The organism is Neorhizobium puerariae (assembly GCF_042429745.1).
Lineage (GTDB): Bacteria > Pseudomonadota > Alphaproteobacteria > Rhizobiales > Rhizobiaceae > Neorhizobium > Neorhizobium puerariae.
Genome location: NZ_JBHMAA010000032.1, coordinates 1 through 20,288 on the forward strand (window position 1 = coordinate 1; position 20,288 = coordinate 20,288).

Genomic DNA, 20,288 nt, shown 5'->3' on the forward strand with positions numbered 1-20,288 from the left:
CAAGCTCAAACAATTCCGACGTGTCGCCACACGATACGACAAGCTGCTCGCAAACTTCATGGGCTTCGTCAAAATCGCCGCTATCGCCATCTGGCTCAAATAGTTAATTCGTCGCTACGGCCTAGAAGACGGTCCTGTTATCCCCAACGCCAGAGTTTTCCGAAGAAATGGAGGCTTGGCGGGAGCGCCGCTGTCATAATCATCCTGAAACGGACTGGCGGCGCTTCATCACCTCGAACGGTGGTGTTCAAATCAGGCGGCAATGTCGCACCTGCGGCCACCTTTTGGGAGGGCCGCGCAAGCGCGAACCTGGGGACGATCAACTTCCCCTCGCAGATGCGGAGGGTGAGAAGACTTACGAGGCTGCAAGGAACGCGGAGTATGAGCGAATTTTGCAGAAGCATGCTCGCCTTCAGTTCGAGCGCGATAACTCGTGGTTCAGAGACTACAACGCCTACCTTGAAAGTGATGCGTGGAAGGAAAAACGGCGTCTGGTATTCAAGCGTTGCAGTGGAATTTGTGAAGGCTGCGGCATTGCCCCGGCGGATCAGGTGCATCACCTGACTTATGCGCATGCCAAACGAGAATTTCTGTTCGAGCTGGTCGCCGTGTGTGAAGCGTGTCATACGCGCCTGCATGACGGTGATGATGGATCGGCCATTGACGCACAAAGCGACTCCTCCGCAACCGATCCGACGTGGAACGAACATCCATGCAATGGCTGTCGGTTTACGGGTGAGGATAAGGGACAACATTCGTGCTTCATTTTGGATGAGCCGATTGCGGTTGCCCTGTCTGACGACGGTGGATGCGGCCCTAAGCGGGCACTCTTTGAAGAATTGAAGTGATCGTCCAATGACAAAGTGTTAGAAGGACTTCATCTGGGCACGCGATGACTGGTGATGGGTCCAGGTAGCTCCCCGGAACGAGAGCCGGATCACCCCGGCCTCATTCAGAGCTTCAAGGCCTAACGCGGTAGAGTTTTATGGCGCGGTTTGACGCGAAGCATGGGACCGACGAACAGCGCCACGCTGCGGCCATCCGAGAAATCGAGCGTCCCGCCGTCACTGATGTGGTCGCAAACCTCCTGGTAAATTCGAAGCGCACACTTGATCAGAGCCGCCTCACCCGTTTCGTGCTGTTTTGACGGGTCGGATCGACATTCGTTAGAAACGGCAGCGGGCAGCGGTTTCTAACGCGACCGGAGGGCGAGCGGCATCGAAAGGCGATTACAGCTTGAAGCCTTTCGGACGCGGCAGGACGCGCAACATGGGACCGACGAACAGAGCAACGCGCTCGGTTTCACCACTGAAATGAAGGCTGTTGCCGTTGCTGAGATGGTCGCAGACTTCCTGATAGAGGCGCAAAGCGCACTTGATCATATCGCCATCTTGGAGCCCCTGCTGTTTGGCGAGCAGTCGGAATATAGATAGCTCGGCTTCACTCAGGCAAACCGAGATTGTGTTCGCCGTGGTGCCATACAGGAGATAATCAACGGTCACCTTGGTCTCTAGCGCCGCCGTCAGGATCAGTTCCATATGGATCGTGTCGCGGTTGCGCCAGCGGTAGAAGATCGACTCAGCCACATTGAGGTGTTGAGCCATCTGCCTTTCGCTGGAGAAGCCGTAAGCCTTCTTCATGCGAGCAATGATTTCGTCAGGGTTAAGGGACGGATGCTTCAACGCAGTACCTCTTTCAGATCAGGCCACAGAGACGGTCAATCGATTTGCCATCCAGTTTGGGTTCGCGACTTCTAACGGTGCCCGGCTTTCGGAGCACCGCGTCCGCCTCGTGGAATGTTATGCCCGCTTCTACCGTCCTCAGCGTGCCGTGCTTGACGTAGTAGGTTTTCCAGCCTCGCAAAGTGTCGGGCAGGACCCCAAGCCGAGAGGCTGCCACGCCGATGCGGATTTCACCATCGATCAGCAGCTTGATGTAGCGCTCAACCTTGGGAAGTTCCGCAGGATCGATCTTCGGCCCGCCAGCCCGACAGCCGATCTCGCGAGCGGCGTTCGCGGTCCCGCAGATCGACAGGATACGGCGGACCTGACGATCCGTGACGCCCATGGCTTCCGCGATCTGGCGATTGGTCATTCCCGCCGATGCCATTGCGACATACTCATGGTCACGATTGGGGCGACCGTTGCGCGGGATATAGATTTTCTCGCCCGAGAAGTGTTTGCAGAACATCCGGGCGCGTTCGAAGCCGATGGCTTCCACGAGCCGGTGACGATCATGAAGGGTGTAGAGGTTTTGCGGAACCTTGATCGTCTGCCCACCGAGAGCGCTTCTCAGTTGCTGCCAGGCGGCGATGCCGAGAAGAGAAATAACTGTGCTTACGAAATCGTCGCTGGCGGCAGTCGCGTCAGTCTGGCTGATGGTAGTTCGTGATCTCAAGGTTATTTCCCGACCAATGTCGATGGCCGGACAATGTCCGGCACTGGGCAAGGAATGCGACCGGACGTGAGTTCCGGCATTCTGCCACCGGATCGCGCCCAATCTGAACGGCGTAAGTGCATCGGGTTGTCCGGGCAGCAGTGCGACAATCCGATTTCCGCCCTCACCCACTTCGCCGCCATGCAGTGTAGGTGGGGACCGGACTGGCGGTCGGCATGTGGAACAGACAAGCCGACCGCCGCTACTCGTCTTGCGTTTTCGGCTCTTCCCGCAAAAGTTCCAAAATGCGTTTGTTGAGCGGCCAGCTATCCGGTGTAATCTGCTGGCTATGTTCGCGGCCAAGAGCATAGGATTGTTGAACCAGCGTCCTTACATCACTTTGCGAAAAGCGTTCCGTCTCAATGATGTTCCCAACGAGAATGAGGCCTATGCTGATGTCCCGTTTGACGCAAAGGGTAATAATCGCCTCATAGGGAACGGTGTCGCCCAAGACGAGAGCAGCCACGGAAGTGCGCGATGAAAAGCCCAGCGCCTTTGAAAGCGCATAGTCAGATGGGAGGTTGAGCGCCCATTTAAGGCGATCAAACACCATTCGCGGTGTGGCTTGGGTTTTCAGGTATTCGTCCCAGTTCGTTTGTTGCACGTCATTTCCTTTCGACTAGATCGCCACAGAGCCACGCAGGCGCGATCTTGGGGATGTCATGGGAATTGTGCCGGAAAATCCGGCGATGCGCGTTAGGGTGCCGTTAGAAACGGCAAGCATGGCATCCAATCTGCAATGGCAGGGCAGATCAGCCTTGCGCGGTCGTTTTCTTGCGCCTGACCATGTTTGTCAGAGCACCAATCACCTTGTGAGCACCGTCCGCCTGGAGCCACTGGATACCGTGACCATGACGATGTTTTTCCATCCAGTGGCGCAAGCTCGTATCGTCACCTGTCCCATCGGTGAATTCGGCCCATAGCTGCCTGATCTTGCGGAGCTGCGCATCAGAAGCCTTGCCGGGACGGCGGGAAAATTCTTTCTTCTTCGCAGTGGATAGAAAACCCATGGCCTCGAAATGCGCCATGACCTTTTTAGACGACTTTGCATTGAGGCCTGTGGCACTCTCCTGCCCGGAAATCCGATGCAGGACTGCGCGGTAATCGTCATCCGAAAGTCCGAGTTGCGCCTTGGCGACTCGAAGAATGGAAAAATGCCTACCAGTAAGGTCAGCCATGGCGATGACCCTTTGAAATAAGGCTTTCCAACCGCTCGGCATCGGTCGCCAGTGGCCCGAGCTTTTCAGCAATCAGGTTGAGAATGATGACCGGGACGCGCGAAAGCTGTTCGTTGTCCTTATCGCGGCTGAATGCATGATGCCAAAGCTCCTCGCATCCCCAAGCCAAAGCGTCGATATCCCATTTGAGGAGCGACAGGCCCTTGTCAAGCCGGAGGGAAAGCTCAACCGCCGATGGCTCGCAATTATCGGCTGGTGCTGTTTTAAAAGCGGTTTTGGTCATGGTGTGGCTCCATTTTGATAATGCAGATGAAGCGCAACGCGATACAAATGCGCAGGACAGGCTCAGTCTTCCGCATGCTCAAGCAGCTTGAGGGCGGTCGTCTTTCCGTTCAGCGCCAGAAGCGCCGTGCGAATGTGATTGAGGCGAAGGGCTGCAGTCGGACCGGCCATCTTTCGGGCCTGCTGGAAGACCATGCAAAGCGTCCGGACATTGGTCTGAGTGCCGAGGTTTTCCACGGCCTCATAGGCATCCATGCCTTCGAGGCCGTAAGCCGCGCCGATATCGACGCATTCAGGCCGCGTCAGCGCAGGAAGAAAAACCCGCATGCCGATCCGGCTTTCGATCTGCTTCAGCGCCAGAGCGTCTTTCTTGCCCGAATTGGAGCTTGTGATCCGTTCCGCATTGCCGCCGAGCACAAGGGCAAGTCTGCAATCTTCCTGAATTTTCAGAAGCTCTCGCTTGGCCCGATCTTCCAGCGCCTGAAACTCGTCAATGATAATGAGGGGGCGGGAACCGTCGAAACTCCGGCTTTTCAGGGTGCTGACGAGCCGTTCGTATTGGTCCCGCTCGTACGGCCCCCAACTGTAGCAATCCAGCGCCTTCAGAAGTCCACGATACAGGCCCGATACGGATTTGGTCTGGTCGGAGATTTGGAGGAAAGCGCCGTTCTCGGCCTGAGACAAATAGTGAAGCGCAGTGCTCTTTCCATATCCCGGATCGCTGATGATATAGGCCGGATACTCGCTTTCTAACGCGTACTGGATGGCACCGCGCGTCCGCTTGACCGCGCCGATCTCGATGAAGATCGGATTGATGTAGGGTTGAAGGATAAAGGTCATTGCGCCTTCCTTTCGGTATTCCAGCCCAAGGCGGCAGCGCGGGCCTCGTCAATCAAACGAGCTTCCTCTTCGGCTGCGGCACGGCTGTTCTTTTTGGCTGGGACTGGCAGGATAGCCCGCTTGGACGATCCGCCGCGATTTAGGGAAATCACGCCGTCCGGCTCGTTAGGAACCACTGGCATCTGTTTGGCCGCATGCGCGGCGAGCTCGTGCAGCACGTCGATTGTCGGGACCGACTTCTTGAGGCGCGTCAGTTCCTTGTTTCTAACGGAGGTACGGCGGGCGCTTTCCTTCGCGCCGCGCTGATCGAGTACATGGAACGGCTCGTCGGCAACGGCGATACCGATCTCATTGCCCTTGTCATCGGTAATCAGAAGCTCCTGATATCCGAAGTATTTCGGGATATGCACCGTGACCTTGTTGCCCATAAAGCGGAGCAAGCCGTCGCAGGTGTAAGCCCTGCCGTCGACATCGATACCGTGATTGCGGACAACACGCGTATCCGCCCTGGTGAACACGCTGAGGAGTTCGGTCGGATCGAGAAGCGTGGCTTTCCAGCCTGCCTCGACGTGACCACGGAATGTTTCGGCGGGCGACTGCCCGTCCAGTGCGCCCCTCTGCGGCATCACCTCGTAGGCGTGAAGCAGGTCGCGAACTTGCTGGACGAAGGCGTCAAACCCGCGGTCAAACGGATCGGGAAGCTTGCCAAGCTCGGGCCGCTTCGGGTTCATGCGGTCATCATCGATCCAGCCCTTGATAAGCCGGAAATACTGGCGGTTCATTTGACCAAACCAGCCTTCGACATGCTTGGCGGCAGCGTTATAAGGCTTCGCCCGGATGACGCGCCTACGCTCATCCAGATCGTTAAAACCTATGACTTTCGTGCCAAGTTTTAACGCGTCGTTGAGATCGTCCGCGAAACCGTACTCGGAGCCGTTGTCGACATAAAGGTACTGAGGAACGCCATAGGCCGGATCGCGGCACATGTTGACGAAGGCCTGGATGATATCGGCGTTCCTAACGCCACCCTTCTCTTCGAATAGGACGATCTCGCAATAAACGCGGTAAGTCGCAAGATCGTGGAAGGCGAGCAGTTTCGCCGTCGCATTGGTCCCATTCTCACGGCGTACCAGCACGTTGATATGGTGCACATCCATGACCACGACTTCCATGGGCACCATGCCCTTCGTCGTGCGCCGGATACGTGGCTTGGCATCCTCGCTGCCCTTGCGGTCAACCTTGTGCCGATAGACCTTCTGGAAGTGCTTTTCCGCCCGCCAGAAGGTGATTGGCAGCGTAAAGATCGCTTTCGCATAGGCGTCCGAGACCTCGAAGCCGTGAGCCGCCGACATGGCCCGAAGCTCTTCACCGCATAGAACGAGCGCAATCTTGCGCTGGGCACCATCAAGAATAAGACCACGAAGATATTGACGAAGATCGCTCTCGATCTGCTCGCACACGGCGGCGTCAAACGGGACGGCGCGCTGCCACTGGCGGCTGATGCGGGCGGCTTTCTTGCCCTTGTCTGCTCGGACACGCTTGGCGAGGCAGAGGTTTAAACCTCCGTTAGCCTCGTAGGTGCGAACCCAGAGGTAGAGCGTAGAAAGAGCCAGCTTTACAGGTTTTCCAAGCCAGCCAGTCTTCCTGATGCCAGCCAGTTTGAGATATTCGGCTTTGCGCTCCGGTGAGCCGACCGGAGCCGCAAGAATTGGTCGGATGACATCGAGCTTCCACCGATGTTCGGCAGCGCCACCATCATCGAGGCGGAGCGTCGTCAAATCGAGAGCCTGCCTACCTGTTTCCCGCCAAGAGGATTGTATCTCAGGGGGGAGCGTATCGAGGTTAACGACGAAACTCTGACCGGATATGCCTCCACCTTGGGTCGTTGGTACTGTCCGCACGTCCAGCGGCGAACCAGACCACGATTGCGATCCGATCATCCGCTGAACGTGCCGTAGCGAGAGGCCCGAGGCCTCTGCTACATCATGAGGTGAAAGCCATTCCGACATGGTATCAGGCACTCAGCAGGCGGGTTTCAGGAGCTTTTTTGATGCCGAGTTCAACTGCGATTTTGTGGCTTACGCCTCGCTTGCACGCCAGCTTGCCTTGAACGACAGCGTAGACGAGACGAGGCGCGTAACCCCGCGCCTCAGCCCACTCTTTCATGGAAATGCCTTCAGCTTCGAACTGGAGGCGCACTTGCTCATTAGGTGTCATGCCGATATCCTTTCGTTTCCACTTCCTTCGATTGGAAGTACAATTTAGTAAACTTGAGATTGGTTTATGTCAACTAATGATACGTTAATTTTGGACGGTGTCGAAATTGACCCCGATGCTGTCATTGATCGCCTGCGAAAAGCGATGGGTGTGGACAGCGACACCGACCTCTCAACCGCCCTTGGTGTGAATAAGTCTACAGTTTCGGCGTGGCGAACGCGAAAGCGCATTCCCTACGCTGAGGTAGTGCAAGTCGCATTCAAAACGCGGGAGAACATCGAATGGCTTCTAACGGGCAAAGAGCGCACTCAGATGCTGCCCGGGGTGTACGGCGGGGAAATTAACGTCAGGCTTCTAGCTGCGACGATGTATGACGTCTGGAATGCGCGGATTTTCCAAGAGGCGTTTGGCCCAGGCACTGACAAGTGGAAGCAAGCCAGTTTCCGCGCAAAATGGATCGCAGATCGCTATAATCACTTCCAATTTTTAATGAACGACATGACCGCAGGCGGTCGCATGACGCAGGAAGAATTCACCCATCACCTAATTGATATGCTCGAGGTGAAAGAGCGCGACGAGGACACGCAAAAATAAGCAATAAACGCGCCCACAACCATGTCGCCACCTCGTCGCCACTGGCGAGTTTTTCGGGCACCCTGAGAGAGTGATGTCCTCAAAAAACGTAATGTTTTCTAATGCGGTACGAGCTACGTTAGATTCGCGAGATTTTGAAATTACCCATTTCGGGTGGCGACATGATATATTCAGGCAAATCAATGCTTTGAGCGCGGTTAATCTAATAGAGCGAATTCCGCCAATCTAAAAAAGCAAATTCCCGCGCAATACTTCACGGAAATTTAGGGACTTGCGGAACACATATGGAACATATAGTGTCCGTTCTGGATTTGTTTCCGACTCTCGGGGTGCCAAACATGCTCACGCGCAAACAGCAGGAACTGCTTCTGTTCATTCACGAACGCATGAAGGAGTCCGGCGTCCCCCCTTCGTTCGATGAAATGAAGGATGCACTCGATCTTGCATCGAAATCCGGCATCCACCGGCTGATCACGGCGCTCGAAGAGCGCGGCTTCATCCGCCGCCTGCCGAACCGCGCGAGGGCCCTCGAAGTCATCAAGCTGCCGGAAGCCTACCAGCCAAGCCTGCAGCCGCGCCGCGGCTTCTCCCCGAGCGTGATCGAAGGCAGCCTCGGAAAACCGCAGCCGGTCGCCGCCGCTCCCAGGCCGGTGGCAAACAACGACACCTCCAATGCGACTACCGTTCCGGTCATGGGCCGCATCGCCGCCGGCGTGCCGATCTCGGCGATCCAGAACAATACGCATGACATCGCGGTGCCTGCCGAAATGCTCGGCTCCGGCGAACACTACGCGCTGGAAGTCAAGGGCGATTCGATGATCGAAGCGGGCATCCTCGACGGCGATACGGTGGTCATCCGGAACACCGGCACCGCCAATCCCGGCGACATCATCGTGGCCCTGGTGGACGACGAGGAAGCAACGCTCAAGCGTTTCCGCCGCCGTGGCGCGTCTATCGCCCTCGAAGCGGCCAATCCGGCCTACGAAACCCGCATATTTCCGCCCGACCGGGTGAAGATCCAGGGCAAACTGGTCGGCCTCATCCGTCGCTATCATTGATCATCTGCTGAAGCGGTTCTGGCAGCGTGGTGTCTGAGGTGCCACTTCGCCAGTCGTAATGGCGATGCTGCATCCAGGGGCGATCCCGGTTGGCAAGGGCTGCGTGGATCTGCCAGAATTCCATATCCGTCGCCCCGCGAAGCGCGATCTCCAGAGCGCCGGTCTTTCGAAGGGTTTCGCCGTTGAACATCAGCGCGCCGGAGCGGCAATTGTCGAAACGGGCGCGTGGAGCGATGACGATATCGGCGACATCGCAGGCCGGGCCGGCATAACGGCTGTCCTCCACGGCGGCGATAATGGCGCCCTCCGCGGTCCTTGCCGCGCACCATGATCGCGCCGAACAGATGAACCGGCCTTCCGGCGCTTGCCGGATGCCGGATCGGGCGGCGTCCATTTCGGCCGGCTTGAGTTCGCGACGCTCCCCGGATTTCGCGCCGGAAGACTTTTCACCGGACGGAGACATCTCCGGTTTCGACGGATCGCCCAGCAGAAGCGCCCGCCGCCATTGGTCGTAGATGAAATCGGGAGGGCGCGCGCGATTGGTGGCGACCCGGTCGCCGGCCAGCAGGGCAACCATCGTTCCATCCTCGGATATCAGAATGTCCGGAAGCGGTTTCGATCGCTCCTGCCATGACAGCGCCAGCGCCGACGCAAGGAGCGGAATGCCGAGGAGCCGAAGCCTGGTTCTCAGAAGCGTCAGGAGGAGAAACCCGATGGTGGCCACGCCCATGAACCAGGGATGCTGCCTGCCGACAGGCACGTCGCCACCCCAGGCCGCGACATGCTTTGCTATCGCGATCACGGCGTCGAGCCCAAGGCCCATCAGTTTCAGGAACGGCGCATCGAGCCCGAAGGGCATCAGAAGCATGCCGGCAAGGCCGGCGGGCATGACCACGAAGGAGATGACCGGCATGGCGGCCAGGTTCGCAGCTAGGCCATAGGTCGCGATGCGATGGAAATGCTCGACGGAAAAGATCGCGGTCGAGACGCTGCCGATCAGGGACGTCACGAGGATACCCGACGTGAATTTCCAGAAAGCCAGTGCCGGCATCAGTGCGGGAAACCGGAACGGCGAGGGTTCCGGATCGTGTTTCCTCGATCGGTTCGTCCAGAAGGCATAACCGGCGACCAGGGCCGCAGTGGCGGAAAACGACATCTGAAAGCTTGGACCCAGAACCTCCGACGGCGAGAGGGCAATGATGATGAGAGCCGAGAGCGCCACATTGCGCAGGCTGATCGACGGCCTGTCGAAAAGCACCGCAACCAGCATGACGGCCATCATGATATAGGCGCGCTCGGCCGAGACCCCGAAGCCGGAAATCAGGTAATAGGCAGTCACCATGGCAAGCGCGCCGAAAGCGGCGAGCTTCTTGACCGGCCATGCCTGGGCAAAACCCGTAAACAGGGAGAGCAGGCTGCGCGCACCAACGAAGAAGATGCCCGCGGCAAGCGCCATGTTGAGCCCCGAGATCGCGATGATATGGGCAAGGCCGGACAGCCTGAGCGCCTCGGTCGTCTCCTCGGAGATCGCCCGACGCTCATCCGTGACGATCGCTGCGGCGAAGGCGCCGGCGTCGCCGGGCACAGTCTCGCGAATATGGTCGGCGATGGTACTGCGCAGATCGAAAAGCCGGCTCTTGAGTTCCGCACTCCAGCCATCCGTCGATTGCGAAATCCCCTCGTTCTTCGGCGCTCCATAAAAGAAGCCGACGGCGCCGACGCCATCGAAATAGGAAGAGAAGGCGAAATCGTGGAGCCCCGGCAGGGCCGGTCCCGACGGCGGGGAAATGCGCACCCGGCCGACAAGCCTATCGCCGGTTTCGGCGGGCTTGTGCCGCGCCCTTGCCAGCAACGATACGCGCTGCGGAACGCGCCGCACCTTGGGATCGGCAGTCCGCTCGACGCGGAGAACATAACGCCAGCGCCCTTCCCCATCGATCTCCCGCCGTTCGACGACGCCTGCCAGTTCCGTCGTCACAGGCGTATCGAGGATGACCGTGCCACGCCGCCACGTTTCGAGCTCCGCCAGCATCATGCCGCCGAGAAAAAGCACCGCTCCGAGCGGCAGGACGCGCGCCCGGCCGACATGGTGACGCGTCGCGAAGGCAAACGCGAAAAAGGCGGCAAAGGCCAGGCAGAACGGCCAGAACGCCGGATCTTCCGACAGGACGAACCAATACACGGCCCCGGTCCCGACGAGGACGGAAGCAAGAAGAAAGCCGTGTCCGTATGCACCCTCCTCTTCCAGCATGGACGGCACATGGCACCACAGCCGGCCTGCCCGCCGCATCGTCCGGCGCAAGGGGCCGCCCTGCGTGTGGGTGAGTGTCCGCCGTTCGAGGGCGGGAGAAAGCTCGTAGAGATGTCTCGGTCCGGCCGAGTCGGATGCGCCTCCGCTCAAGGCGGAATCCGCCAACCGGGATGCCGATCTCCCGGCCTCGGTCAACTTCGGAAACACAGTGTCTTCCGACATGGAACGCCCAGCCCGCCAGCCACAGGAATATGCGGCAATGCAACCTGCGCGTTTCTTGCTCCACCGTCAACCGCTCGGGAAATCTTAGCAATCCCAGAAGGCTGAAACGGGTTGCAACAGAAAGTTGGACATCCAAGCAAAAGCGGCTGCCCAATATGCTTTCGCGCTGCACAAAATGCTACCAACGACAGCTTGGCATCAGCTTTCGGATCATATAGCAAGGCATGGGACGCTTAATTCTTGTGGCGCTTTCAAGGCGCCACGCCGCCAAAAGGTTGGAGGATCAGCATGACGGATAAAAGCGCAAATCTGGTAATCGGCGACAGACAAGTCGATCTGGCGATCAAGTCGGGCTCCATCGGCCCGGACGTAATCGACATCGGCTCTCTCTACAAGCACACCGGTGCCTTCACCTACGACCCGGGTTTCACCTCGACGGCGTCTTGCGAATCCAAGATCACCTATATCGACGGCGACGAAGGCATCCTTCTGCACCGCGGCTATCCGATCGAACAGCTCGCCGAACATGGCGACTTCTTGGAAACCTGCTACCTGCTTCTTTACGGCGAACTGCCGACCGCCGCCCAGAAGAAGGACTTCGACTATCGCGTCACGCATCACACGATGGTGCATGAGCAGATGAGCCGCTTCTTCACCGGCTTCCGCCGCGACGCCCACCCGATGGCCGTCATGTGCGGCTGTGTCGGCGCACTCTCCGCCTTCTACCACGACTCGACCGACATCACCGATCCGCACCAGCGCATGGTCGCCAGCCTGCGCATGATCGCCAAGATGCCGACGCTCGCGGCCATGGCCTACAAGTACCACATCGGCCAGCCCTTCGTTTACCCGAAGAACGACCTCGACTACGCATCGAACTTCCTGCGCATGTGTTTCGCCGTTCCCTGCGAGGAATATGTGGTGAACCCGGTTCTGGCCCGCGCCATGGACCGCATCTTCATCCTGCATGCAGACCACGAACAGAATGCCTCCACCTCGACGGTCCGCCTCGCCGGCTCCTCGGGCGCCAATCCGTTCGCCTGCATCGCCGCCGGTATCGCCTGCCTGTGGGGCCCTGCCCATGGCGGCGCCAACGAGGCCGCGCTCAACATGCTGACGGAGATCGGCACGGTCGACCGCATTCCGGAATATATCGCCCGCGCCAAGGACAAGAACGATCCGTTCCGCCTGATGGGCTTCGGTCACCGCGTCTACAAGAATTACGATCCGCGCGCCAAGATCATGCAGAAGACCACGCATGAAGTTCTCGGCGAGCTTGGCCACAAGGACGATCCGCTGCTGCAGGTCGCCATGGAGCTGGAGCGCATCGCGCTGACCGACGAATACTTCATCGAAAAGAAGCTCTACCCGAACATCGACTTCTACTCGGGCATCACGCTCAAGGCGATGGGCTTCCCCACCACCATGTTCACCGTGCTCTTCGCGCTTGCCCGTACCGTCGGCTGGATCGCGCAGTGGGCAGAGATGATCGAAGATCCGCAGCAGCGCATCGGCCGTCCGCGCCAGCTCTATACCGGCGAGCCGAAGCGCGACTACCTGCCGATCTCCAAGCGCTGATCCAGGGCACGCCGCCAAGGCATGCCTGCAGCCGGGGAACTGACCCCGGACTGGTTCTGGGATTCGAAACCGCTCGCGGCACGTCGCCGCGGGCGGTTTTCGTTACCGAAACAAGTATCGGGAGGGCGGAGGTTCCACGGTGAATGTCGGCATTGAACCGGCCTCGGCCGGAGACAGACCATATCTGAGGGATCTTCTTTCCAGGCACCTCGAAGAATTAAGCCGGTATGGAAACGTCGATCTGAATTACCGCTATTTCGACGCCTATTGGAAGGAACCGGAAGGCCGCTGGCCCTATCTGATCCGGGAGAATTCCCGACCTACGGGCTTCGCATTCGTCAACACATGGTCTCCGTCCGGAAGAGGCACCGATTTTTCGATAGCGGAATTCTACGTCGTCCCGGATGCGCGCATGCGGGGAATTGGACGCGGTGCCGCAAGAGCACTTCTTCGGACACGTTCCGGCATCTGGGAAGTGAATGTGATGACATTGAACGCGACCGCTCAGAAATTCTGGCCCCGCGCCTTGGATGCCGCCGGGGCAAAGGACATGGAGCGGATCGAAGTGGATCGCGAGACCGTCTATCGGTTCAGGATCGCATAGGCAACCTTGGCTGCGCTGGCCGGGATAGTGCCGTCCTCTCCTCCAGAAGCCGGAGGACGATGCCTGCGGCCGCTTCGCCGGGCGGCACGGGCACCTGCAGGCGTTGCCAGGTGAGGTCGAACCCCTCCATCATGGCCCGACGCTGGGCGGTATCGAACGAGAGCCTTTCGGCCCAGCGGCAGAGACTGCCCGCCCGAACCACTTCGTTGATATATTCCGGCACGACAGCATAATCGGCGATCAGATTGGGCAATGCGCCCGACCATATCTTGATCCGCTTCGACATCAGCGTGATCAGCCAGTCGGCCTTGTAGGCGGAGACGACCGGCACGTTCGAAAGGCCGAGTTCGAGAATGACGGTGCCGGAAGCGGCGATCGCCGCATCGGCCTGCGCGAAGGCCGCCCACTTGCTCTCGGTATCCGTGGTAATTTCCGGCCTGATCGGAAGTGCCGCCGCCATTTCCCGCACCAGCTTTTCCTGACGCGGAACGGTCGGCAGGAGGAAGCGGGCCGGTCCGTTGCGATCGACGAACTCACGCGCGGCCTCGCCGAAAACCGGCAACAGCGCCCTGATCTCGGCCGAACGCGAACCGGGCAGGAGCAGGATGGTCTTCTCGTCGTCCTTTGTCTTCACCGGACGTTCGATACGCGCGGCCCGGACCTTCAGCAGCGACGGATCGTCCGTCAGCCGATGGCCGACGAATGTGGTCTCCGGCCCGCCAAGGCGTTTCATCGCCTCCGGCTCGAAGGGCAGCACCGCAAGCACATGATCGACATAGGCGAGCATCGCGGTGGCGCGATATTCCTTCCAGGCCCAGACGCTCGGGCAGACATAGTCCACGATCGGCAGATCGGGCAGAGCCGCCCTCACCTTCCTTGCGACACGGTGGGTGAAATCCGGGCTGTCGATGATGACGAGAACGTCAGGTTTCGCCGCGACGATCGCCGAAGCCGTCTGGTTGATACGCTTGATCAGGTTGGGCAGGCGGGCCAGCACCTGCGTGAGCCCCATGATCGAAAGCTCCGAGAAGTCGAAAAGCGAAACCAACCCCTCGTCCGCCAGGGCATCTCCACCGACGCCGACAAGTTCCACCGGACCGTCATGAGCTGCCTTCAATGCCGCGATCAGGTCGCCGCCCAGGAGATCACCGGAGACTTCACCGGCGATCACCGCCACCTTCAAGGTCCTGTTCATGACAATCCTCCGTTCGGCAGCCCCCAGTCCGGGAGACCGGGATCGATGCCGCAGACGAAAATACCCGCCGCGTCGGCGGCCGCGATCAACTTCGCCTCCTCCAGGATCAGGGCGCGCCCCGCCTCCACAGCAACGCCCGCCAGACCGGCTTTCACCGCGTTCTCGACGGTCGACGGACCGATAGCCGGCAGGTCCGCACGCATGTCCTGCTGCGGTTTGCACAATTTGACCAGCGAGCCCCTGCGGCGCGAGGAGATGCGGCCCTCGGCGCGCAACGCCGCCACGCGCTCCAGCATCCTGTCAGTGCCCTCGACGCCTTCCAGCGCCACGACCCGGCCGCCGACGCTCACCGCGCCCTGGCCGATATCGAGTTCCCCCAGGCGCCGGGCGGCTTCCGCGGCCTTTGCGACATCGCGCCAATCTTCCCCGGTCGGCGCGTGGCTGCCGAGCGGCCCTGTTCGCGCCAGCAGGCCGGGCGCAACCTCGTGCGCGCCGATCACCCGGCATCCCTGGGCCTCGACGATACCGATCGCCACCTGCAGCAGCGCATCGTCGCCGCCGGACATCAGCGTGCGAACCAGCAATGGCAGCTTGCGCAGGGCCTTCCAATTGGGGCGGATGTCGCGCCAATCCGGCCTGCGCGTGACGCCACCGGAAAGAACAACGCGGTCGACCCCTTTCTCCCGGAAAATCCGCGAAAAACCCACAATATCGGCAATGCTCGCCGCAGCGGTTTCAAAATCTCCGAAATCCTGGTCGGACTCGTTGCGAAGCCGGATGATGAACGGGTCCTCGCCGGCCGCCCGCGCCGCCGCCGCAAGATGAACAGGCAGAAAACCGTTTCCGGCGATGATCGCCAGCCGGCCCTTCGGCGCAGGGCTGGGAAAGCCCGGCATGGCGGGTCAGCCCTTGCCGCGGAAGGGAGAAGAAAGCGCTCTGTCGCTCTCGGCCGCGATGAAATCGAGAATCTCGATCACCTCCTTGCAGTCGGCATAATCACCGCGGATTGCCGCCGCATTGGTGCGGATATTGCCTTCGCCCTCAAAAATCTGCTTGAAGGCCCGGCGGATCGTGTGAATCGTCGAACGTTCGATGCCGGCGCGGGTCATGCCGACCACGTTCAATCCGCCGAGCACGCCCGGATTGCCATTCAGCATGCCATACGGAATGACGTCGTAGTTGACGGCGGAAAGCCCGCCGATGAACGCCTGCCGGCCGATACGCGTGAATTGATGCACCGCACAGCCGCCGCCAAGGATGGCGCGATCGGCCACATGGACATGACCGGCAAGCATGACGTTGTTCGACATGATGATGTCATTGCCGAGCTGGCAATCATGCGCGACATGGGAATTGGCCAGAAGCAAGCAATTGTTGCCGACCACGGTCCTGCCGCCGCCGCCCACCGTGCCGCAATTTATCGTCACGCCTTCGCGCATCGTGCAGTTGTCGCCGACGGTCAGCGAGGAATTTTCGCCGGCCTCATGAAGACTCTGCGAAACACCGCCGATCACGGCCATCGGGAAAATGCGGCAATTCTCGCCGATCTGCGTGTTTCCGGCGATCACTGCATGCGAGATCACCTCGACGCCGTCCTTCAGCACGACGCGCGGACCTATATGCGAAAACGGGCCAATCCGGACGTTTTCGCCGATCACGGCTCCGTCCTCGACCACCGCAAGCGGATGGATGCGCGCGCTGGTTGCAATCTTGCTCATTCTCCGCCCTTACGCATCATCGCGCCGATATCGGCTTCCGCAACAAGCGCGCCATCGACCTTCGCATCGCAATGGAATTTCCAGATATTGCCGCGCTGCTTCTGCTTCACGACATGATACTCGACCCGATCCCCCGGAACGACCGGCTTGCGGAAACGCGCGTTGTCGATGGTCATGAAATAGACGAGATAACCGCCCTCGCCTTCCTTGCGCGCACAGATGGCACCCGCAGTCTGGGCCATGCCTTCGATCAGCAATACGCCGGGCATGATCGGCCGGTCCGGAAAATGGCCGGTGAAATGCGGCTCGCTGGCCGTCACATTCTTGATGCCGATGGCGGAGTTGTCACCGTCGATCTCGACGATCTTGTCCACCAGAAGGAAAGGATAGCGATGCGGCAGCAGCTTCATGATTTCCTGAATATCGGCCGCGCCGAGCACCGGCTTGGTCTCATCAGTCATTTTTCTTCTCTCCTTTACGCTTCGCCCGCTCATCTACCTGCGCCATCTTTTCCGCCATCTCGCGGAGGAAATCCTTCATCGGCCGGGCGGGAATGCCTCCATAGATTGCCCCGGGAGGAACATTCGCGATGACACCGCTCATGGCGGCGATCTGTGCACCATCTCCGATGGTTATATGGCCATTGATACCGCTGGCCCCGCCGATCAGCACGCCGTTACCTATATGCGTGGACCCCGCGATCCCGACACCGCTGGCTATGCCGCAATGGCGACCGATCCGCACGTTATGCGCGATCTGCACCTGGTTGTCGATCTTGGTGCCCTCGCCGATTACCGTGTCATCCATGGCGCCGCGATCCACCGTCGTGTTGGCGCCGATCTCCACATTGTCCTGGATGATAACGCGGCCGACCTGCACGATCTTGAGCATGCCCCTGGGCCCCGGCGCAAAACCGAACCCGTCCTGGCCGACGCGGACACCATTGTGAATGATCACGCCATTGCCAATGAGGCCGGCCACGATGCTCGCACCGGCCGCAATGCTACAGTTCCGACCGATCTTGACATCCGCACCGATGACGGCACCGGCCCCGATACGCGTACCGCTGCCGACCTCCGCCCGCGCACCGATCACGGCCATGGGCTCCACGTCGACGTCCGCTTCGAGCCTGGCGGTCGGGTCCACGAAAGCTGCAGGCGATATGCCTGCCGGCGATGACGTGACCGGCGACGGCCGCATCGCAACCGGATGCAGGATCGCGCCGGCCAGCGCGAAGGCCGTGTGCGGCGTCTTCGTCAACAGAACCGGAATGTGATCGGGTATGATCGAACTCAGCGCAGGTTCGCAAATGATGGCAGACGCCCGGCACGTTTCGAGTTCGTGCCGGCTCTTGCGGGACAGGATGTAACAGATCTGCCCTTCGCCTGCCCGCGCGACAGGGGCCACCGAACAGACCATCCGGCCGCCGGCGCTTTCATCAAGCAGTTCTGCCCCAAGACGGGCGGCCAGCTCACGCAGGCTCACGCCATCATGGGGCGGAAAGAACTCATTGGGGTCCATAAAGCCAGAACTCCAGAACAGATTTCCGCCCGCCGCAGCAGGCGGAAACGATCAGAACTGGTTCGCCATGCTGAACCGGAATTCCTGGGTTTCGTCGAAGTCTTCCTTGACGACCGGCTTGGCGTAATCGAAGCGGATGTTGCCGAAGGGCGACGCCCACATGACACCGACGCCAACGGATGCACGCCAGGACATGTCCGTGCCTTCCGCAGTGCTGGTACCCAGCTTGACGTCATTGCCGTAAAGCGTACCGGCATCCGCAAAGACAGCGGCGCGGAGACCGAAATCCTCCGGGAAGGCCGGCATCGGCATGGACATTTCAGCCGAAGCCGTGAAGTAGGTCGTACCGCCCAGCGGATCGCCGTGCTCAACCGTGCGCGGACCGATGCCATCGTTCTTGAAGCCGCGAATCTGGCGCCCGCCGATGTTGAACTGATCGAAGACGTGCAGATCGTCACCCGTGGAGACGACATGACCGGCACCGACAGCGACCGAACCAATCAAGTCCGCTTCGGTCGAAAGCGTATGGAAGTAACGAGCGCGACCGGAAATCTTGTAGAAATCGGAGTCGCCGCCAAGGCCCGCATATTCATGCGTGATCGTTGCATAAATACCTTCACGCGGCAGCGTCTGGCTGTCGAGCGTGTTGTAGGTGAGCGTCTGAGAAATCGACGACTGAACAAACTCGCCGTGATTGATCATGCTGATATACGGATCGGACATGTTGTCGTCACCGGTAAACGGCAGCTCATCCGAGCCGTAAGCCCCGTCGTTCTTGTACTTGATCTGCTTGTAGGTGTAGCGGAATGTCGTCGCCAGATCCTCGGTGATCGGCGCCGTCACGCGCAGGGTAACGCCCTGCTCCTCATATTTGTAATAGTCGTTCGATGAAGTCTGGCTCTTGAAGAGGTCGAAACCGGCCGCCAGCCTGTAACCGAGGAAATAGGGCTCGGTGAACGAAATGTTGTAGGTGCGGGCATCGTCGAGACCGCCACCAACGGCGACGCGGATGAACTGACCGCGGCCGAGGAAGTTCTTTTCCTCGATCGAAGCTTCCAGGATGAAGCCATCGCCACCCGCTGAATAACCGGCGCCGATACCGAACGAGCCCGTCGACTGGTCTTCCACGTCGACCACGACGACCACGCGATCCGGCGAGCTGCCCTGGGCGGTGGAAACATTGACGGTCGTGAAGTAGCCCAGCGCCTCAAGGCGACGCTTGGCGCGCGAAATCATTTCCTGGTTGAAGGCATCGCCTTCGCTGAAATCGAATTCACGACGGATGACGTAGTCACGGGTACGCGTATTGCCGCGGATCTCGATACGCTCGACATAGGCGCGCTCGCCCTGGTCGACGAGATAATTGACCCCGATCGTATGGTTTTCCATGTTGCGGTCGCCGCGCGGCGTGACGCGAGCGAAGGGATAACCGGCAGCGGCAACGCGCTTGGAGATCGCTTCCATCGTCTTCTGGATCTCGCGGGCGTCGTAGGTGTTGCCCTGGCGGGTCTGCACCAGACCCTGGAGATCTTCGCCGCTCACGCCCTCGACCGTGGATTCAACCCCGACGCCGCCATACTGGTAGCGCTGGCCTTCTTCCACGGTGAACGTGATGTTGTACTGGTTCTTCGATTCGTCGAGCACGGCATTCGAAGAAATCACCCGGAAGTCCGGATAGCCGTGATTGTAGTAGAACTGCCGCAGCGCATCCTCGTCGGCGCGCAGCTTGTCCTCGCTATAGACGTCCTTGCGGGTCAGGAAGGAAAGCGGACCCGATTCCTTGGTGATGATCACGGACTTCAGGCGGCCGTCGCCATAAGCCTGATTGCCCACAAAATTGATGTCGGCGATCTTGGTGCGATCGCCCTCATTGATGACGAAGGCCAGGTTGACGCGTCCCTGCCCGACCGGCGCGGTCTGCGTGGTAATCTCCACGTCACCACGGCCAATCCCGCGATAGGCCTCACGGAGGCGCTCTATATCCGCGTTAATCATGGTCTGGCTGTAAGGGCCGAGCGGCTGGGTCTGAACGACCGCCTGCAACTTCTCGTCCGTGATCTTGCGGTTGCCGTTGAAGACGACCTGGTTGATGAGCTGGTTCTCGCTGACCGCTACGACCAGCGTGTTGCCGGAGACGCTGATGCGGACGTCGGAGAAATATCCGGTCGCATAAAGCCGGCGCACGGATTCATCGATGTCGTTGTTGGAGAAGGAGACCCCCGGACGGATGGTCAGATTGGAACGAACGGCCTCCTCGCCTGCCCGCTGCGCGCCCCGAACCTGAACGTTCCGGATCACCGCCGCTTCGGCAGAAGGTGCGGAAGCAAGTACCAGTACACCTGCGCCCGATGCAACAACACTAGCAGACAGCGCAACCGCCGACACTGCGTTCAAAAACTTTGAACCAGCCTTCATTTTCAATTCTTACCTTTTCCCGTTGTCCCTCACCGGGTGGAGCCCGACTCCGGCCACGTGTGTCGTTTTACCTTCTTTTGCCCTACAAGCAAGCGATCGCGTTAATTTCTGTTTACTTCCTTCACAGGCGTGACCCATTGGCCACGCAACAGTTGAGAATATGGTAAATAAACAGTTTC

Annotated in this window: 20 protein-coding genes and 1 pseudogene; 6 read left to right on the forward strand and 15 right to left on the reverse strand. The window is 59.6% G+C overall.

The window, feature by feature from the left end; genetic code table 11:
- Nucleotides 1-103, forward strand: a pseudogene (locus ACFFP0_RS24225) (IS5/IS1182 family transposase); the annotation flags it as partial.
- Between the two features lie 64 nt (nucleotides 104-167).
- Entirely contained in the window at nucleotides 168-848 is a 681-nt protein-coding gene (locus tag ACFFP0_RS24230; protein ID WP_377264786.1) for an HNH endonuclease, read from the forward strand.
- A gap of 381 nt (nucleotides 849-1,229) precedes the next feature.
- Here the strand turns inward: ACFFP0_RS24230 and ACFFP0_RS24235 are convergent, their stop codons facing one another.
- The 8 genes from ACFFP0_RS24235 to ACFFP0_RS24270 all read right to left on the reverse strand — a co-directional run bounded on the left by ACFFP0_RS24235 (nucleotide 1,230) and on the right by ACFFP0_RS24270 (nucleotide 6,953).
- Nucleotides 1,230-1,682 carry a helix-turn-helix domain-containing protein gene (locus ACFFP0_RS24235; protein ID WP_377264787.1) on the reverse strand — a complete coding sequence of 151 codons (453 nt, stop codon included), beginning with the start codon at nucleotides 1,680-1,682 and terminating at the stop codon, nucleotides 1,230-1,232.
- 13 nt (nucleotides 1,683-1,695) lie between these two features.
- Nucleotides 1,696-2,568 (reverse strand): hypothetical protein, encoded by an 873-nt coding sequence (locus ACFFP0_RS24240; protein ID WP_377264788.1) that lies wholly within the window; start codon nucleotides 2,566-2,568, stop codon nucleotides 1,696-1,698.
- A gap of 70 nt (nucleotides 2,569-2,638) precedes the next feature.
- Nucleotides 2,639-3,040 (reverse strand): hypothetical protein, encoded by a 402-nt coding sequence (locus ACFFP0_RS24245; RefSeq protein ID WP_377264789.1) that lies wholly within the window; start codon nucleotides 3,038-3,040, stop codon nucleotides 2,639-2,641.
- Between the two features lie 148 nt (nucleotides 3,041-3,188).
- Nucleotides 3,189-3,614 (reverse strand): regulatory protein GemA, encoded by a 426-nt coding sequence (locus tag ACFFP0_RS24250; protein ID WP_377264790.1) that lies wholly within the window; start codon nucleotides 3,612-3,614, stop codon nucleotides 3,189-3,191.
- Complete coding sequence (locus tag ACFFP0_RS24255; protein ID WP_377264791.1) at nucleotides 3,607-3,897, reverse strand: hypothetical protein; 291 nt, start codon at nucleotides 3,895-3,897, stop codon at nucleotides 3,607-3,609. Before ACFFP0_RS24255 ends, ACFFP0_RS24250 begins: the two co-directional genes overlap by 8 nt.
- 62 nt (nucleotides 3,898-3,959) lie before the next feature.
- Entirely contained in the window at nucleotides 3,960-4,736 is a 777-nt protein-coding gene (locus ACFFP0_RS24260; RefSeq protein ID WP_377264792.1) for an AAA family ATPase, read from the reverse strand.
- The gene (locus tag ACFFP0_RS24265; protein ID WP_377264793.1) at nucleotides 4,733-6,514 is read right to left on the reverse strand and encodes a hypothetical protein; all 1,782 of its coding nucleotides are present in this window, start codon (nucleotides 6,512-6,514) and stop codon (nucleotides 4,733-4,735) included. Before ACFFP0_RS24265 ends, ACFFP0_RS24260 begins: the two co-directional genes overlap by 4 nt.
- A gap of 235 nt (nucleotides 6,515-6,749) precedes the next feature.
- On the reverse strand, nucleotides 6,750-6,953 hold the full coding sequence (locus ACFFP0_RS24270) for a BcepMu_gp16 family phage-derived protein (protein ID WP_377264794.1): 204 nt from the start codon (nucleotides 6,951-6,953) through the stop codon (nucleotides 6,750-6,752).
- A 66-nt stretch (nucleotides 6,954-7,019) separates the two neighbouring features.
- Here ACFFP0_RS24270 and ACFFP0_RS24275 point away from each other — a divergent pair, with 66 nt between their 5' ends.
- Nucleotides 7,020-7,547, forward strand: a complete 528-nt coding sequence (locus ACFFP0_RS24275; protein WP_377264795.1) for a helix-turn-helix domain-containing protein — start codon at nucleotides 7,020-7,022, stop codon at nucleotides 7,545-7,547.
- A 338-nt stretch (nucleotides 7,548-7,885) separates the two neighbouring features.
- Nucleotides 7,886-8,605 (forward strand): transcriptional repressor LexA, encoded by a 720-nt coding sequence (lexA, locus tag ACFFP0_RS24280; protein ID WP_377264796.1) that lies wholly within the window; start codon nucleotides 7,886-7,888, stop codon nucleotides 8,603-8,605.
- Here the strand turns inward: lexA and ACFFP0_RS24285 are convergent.
- Nucleotides 8,586-11,006, reverse strand: a complete 2,421-nt coding sequence (locus tag ACFFP0_RS24285; protein ID WP_377264797.1) for a ComEC/Rec2 family competence protein — start codon at nucleotides 11,004-11,006, stop codon at nucleotides 8,586-8,588. The two genes, lexA and ACFFP0_RS24285, sit on opposite strands and share 20 nt — an antisense overlap.
- Before the next feature lie 360 nt (nucleotides 11,007-11,366).
- On the opposite strand from ACFFP0_RS24285, the gene gltA reads away from it, so the two are divergent.
- Entirely contained in the window at nucleotides 11,367-12,656 is a 1,290-nt protein-coding gene (gene gltA, locus ACFFP0_RS24290; RefSeq protein ID WP_377264798.1) for a citrate synthase, read from the forward strand.
- A gap of 139 nt (nucleotides 12,657-12,795) precedes the next feature.
- Nucleotides 12,796-13,260: a GNAT family N-acetyltransferase gene (locus tag ACFFP0_RS24295; protein ID WP_377264799.1), complete on the forward strand. Its 465-nt coding sequence runs from the start codon at nucleotides 12,796-12,798 to the stop codon at nucleotides 13,258-13,260.
- On the opposite strand, the gene lpxB is transcribed toward ACFFP0_RS24295, so the two are convergent.
- From lpxB to bamA, 6 genes are read right to left on the reverse strand one after another with little or no spacing between them, the layout of a single operon-like run.
- Nucleotides 13,247-14,455 carry a lipid-A-disaccharide synthase gene (lpxB, locus tag ACFFP0_RS24300; protein ID WP_377264800.1) on the reverse strand — a complete coding sequence of 403 codons (1,209 nt, stop codon included), beginning with the start codon at nucleotides 14,453-14,455 and terminating at the stop codon, nucleotides 13,247-13,249. The genes ACFFP0_RS24295 and lpxB overlap by 14 nt on opposite strands.
- A complete protein-coding gene (locus ACFFP0_RS24305) occupies nucleotides 14,452-15,351 on the reverse strand; it encodes an LpxI family protein (protein WP_377264801.1) in 900 nt (299 codons plus the stop codon). The genes lpxB and ACFFP0_RS24305 overlap by 4 nt, the downstream gene beginning before the upstream one ends.
- 6 nt (nucleotides 15,352-15,357) lie before the next feature.
- The gene (gene lpxA / locus ACFFP0_RS24310) at nucleotides 15,358-16,173 is read right to left on the reverse strand and encodes an acyl-ACP--UDP-N-acetylglucosamine O-acyltransferase (RefSeq protein ID WP_377264802.1); all 816 of its coding nucleotides are present in this window, start codon (nucleotides 16,171-16,173) and stop codon (nucleotides 15,358-15,360) included.
- Nucleotides 16,170-16,634, reverse strand: a complete 465-nt coding sequence (fabZ, locus tag ACFFP0_RS24315; protein WP_377264803.1) for a 3-hydroxyacyl-ACP dehydratase FabZ — start codon at nucleotides 16,632-16,634, stop codon at nucleotides 16,170-16,172. Before fabZ ends, lpxA begins: the two co-directional genes overlap by 4 nt.
- Nucleotides 16,627-17,694, reverse strand: coding sequence for a UDP-3-O-(3-hydroxymyristoyl)glucosamine N-acyltransferase (gene lpxD / locus ACFFP0_RS24320; RefSeq protein ID WP_377264804.1), 1,068 nt, complete (start codon nucleotides 17,692-17,694; stop codon nucleotides 16,627-16,629). The genes fabZ and lpxD overlap by 8 nt, the downstream gene beginning before the upstream one ends.
- A 51-nt stretch (nucleotides 17,695-17,745) precedes the next feature.
- The gene (gene bamA, locus ACFFP0_RS24325; protein ID WP_377264805.1) at nucleotides 17,746-20,109 is read right to left on the reverse strand and encodes an outer membrane protein assembly factor BamA; all 2,364 of its coding nucleotides are present in this window, start codon (nucleotides 20,107-20,109) and stop codon (nucleotides 17,746-17,748) included.
- Between the last annotated feature and the right edge of the window lie 179 nt (nucleotides 20,110-20,288).

Bases quoted from the DNA above. Each gene is read 5' to 3' on its own strand.
- ACFFP0_RS24230 (WP_377264786.1), top strand. From the start codon at position 168: ATGGAGGCTTGGCGGGAGCGCCGCTGTCATAATCATCCTGAAACGGAC.
- ACFFP0_RS24250 (WP_377264790.1), bottom strand. From the start codon at position 3,614: ATGGCTGACCTTACTGGTAGGCATTTTTCCATTCTTCGAGTCGCCAAG.
- ACFFP0_RS24255 (WP_377264791.1), bottom strand. From the start codon at position 3,897: ATGACCAAAACCGCTTTTAAAACAGCACCAGCCGATAATTGCGAGCCA.
- ACFFP0_RS24260 (WP_377264792.1), bottom strand. From the start codon at position 4,736: ATGACCTTTATCCTTCAACCCTACATCAATCCGATCTTCATCGAGATC.
- ACFFP0_RS24270 (WP_377264794.1), bottom strand. From the start codon at position 6,953: ATGACACCTAATGAGCAAGTGCGCCTCCAGTTCGAAGCTGAAGGCATT.
- ACFFP0_RS24275 (WP_377264795.1), top strand. From the start codon at position 7,020: ATGTCAACTAATGATACGTTAATTTTGGACGGTGTCGAAATTGACCCC.
- lexA (WP_377264796.1), top strand. From the start codon at position 7,886: ATGCTCACGCGCAAACAGCAGGAACTGCTTCTGTTCATTCACGAACGC.
- gltA (WP_377264798.1), top strand. From the start codon at position 11,367: ATGACGGATAAAAGCGCAAATCTGGTAATCGGCGACAGACAAGTCGAT.
- lpxB (WP_377264800.1), bottom strand. From the start codon at position 14,455: ATGAACAGGACCTTGAAGGTGGCGGTGATCGCCGGTGAAGTCTCCGGT.
- ACFFP0_RS24305 (WP_377264801.1), bottom strand. From the start codon at position 15,351: ATGCCGGGCTTTCCCAGCCCTGCGCCGAAGGGCCGGCTGGCGATCATC.
- lpxA (WP_377264802.1), bottom strand. From the start codon at position 16,173: ATGAGCAAGATTGCAACCAGCGCGCGCATCCATCCGCTTGCGGTGGTC.
- fabZ (WP_377264803.1), bottom strand. From the start codon at position 16,634: ATGACTGATGAGACCAAGCCGGTGCTCGGCGCGGCCGATATTCAGGAA.
- lpxD (WP_377264804.1), bottom strand. From the start codon at position 17,694: ATGGACCCCAATGAGTTCTTTCCGCCCCATGATGGCGTGAGCCTGCGT.
- bamA (WP_377264805.1), bottom strand. From the start codon at position 20,109: ATGAAGGCTGGTTCAAAGTTTTTGAACGCAGTGTCGGCGGTTGCGCTG.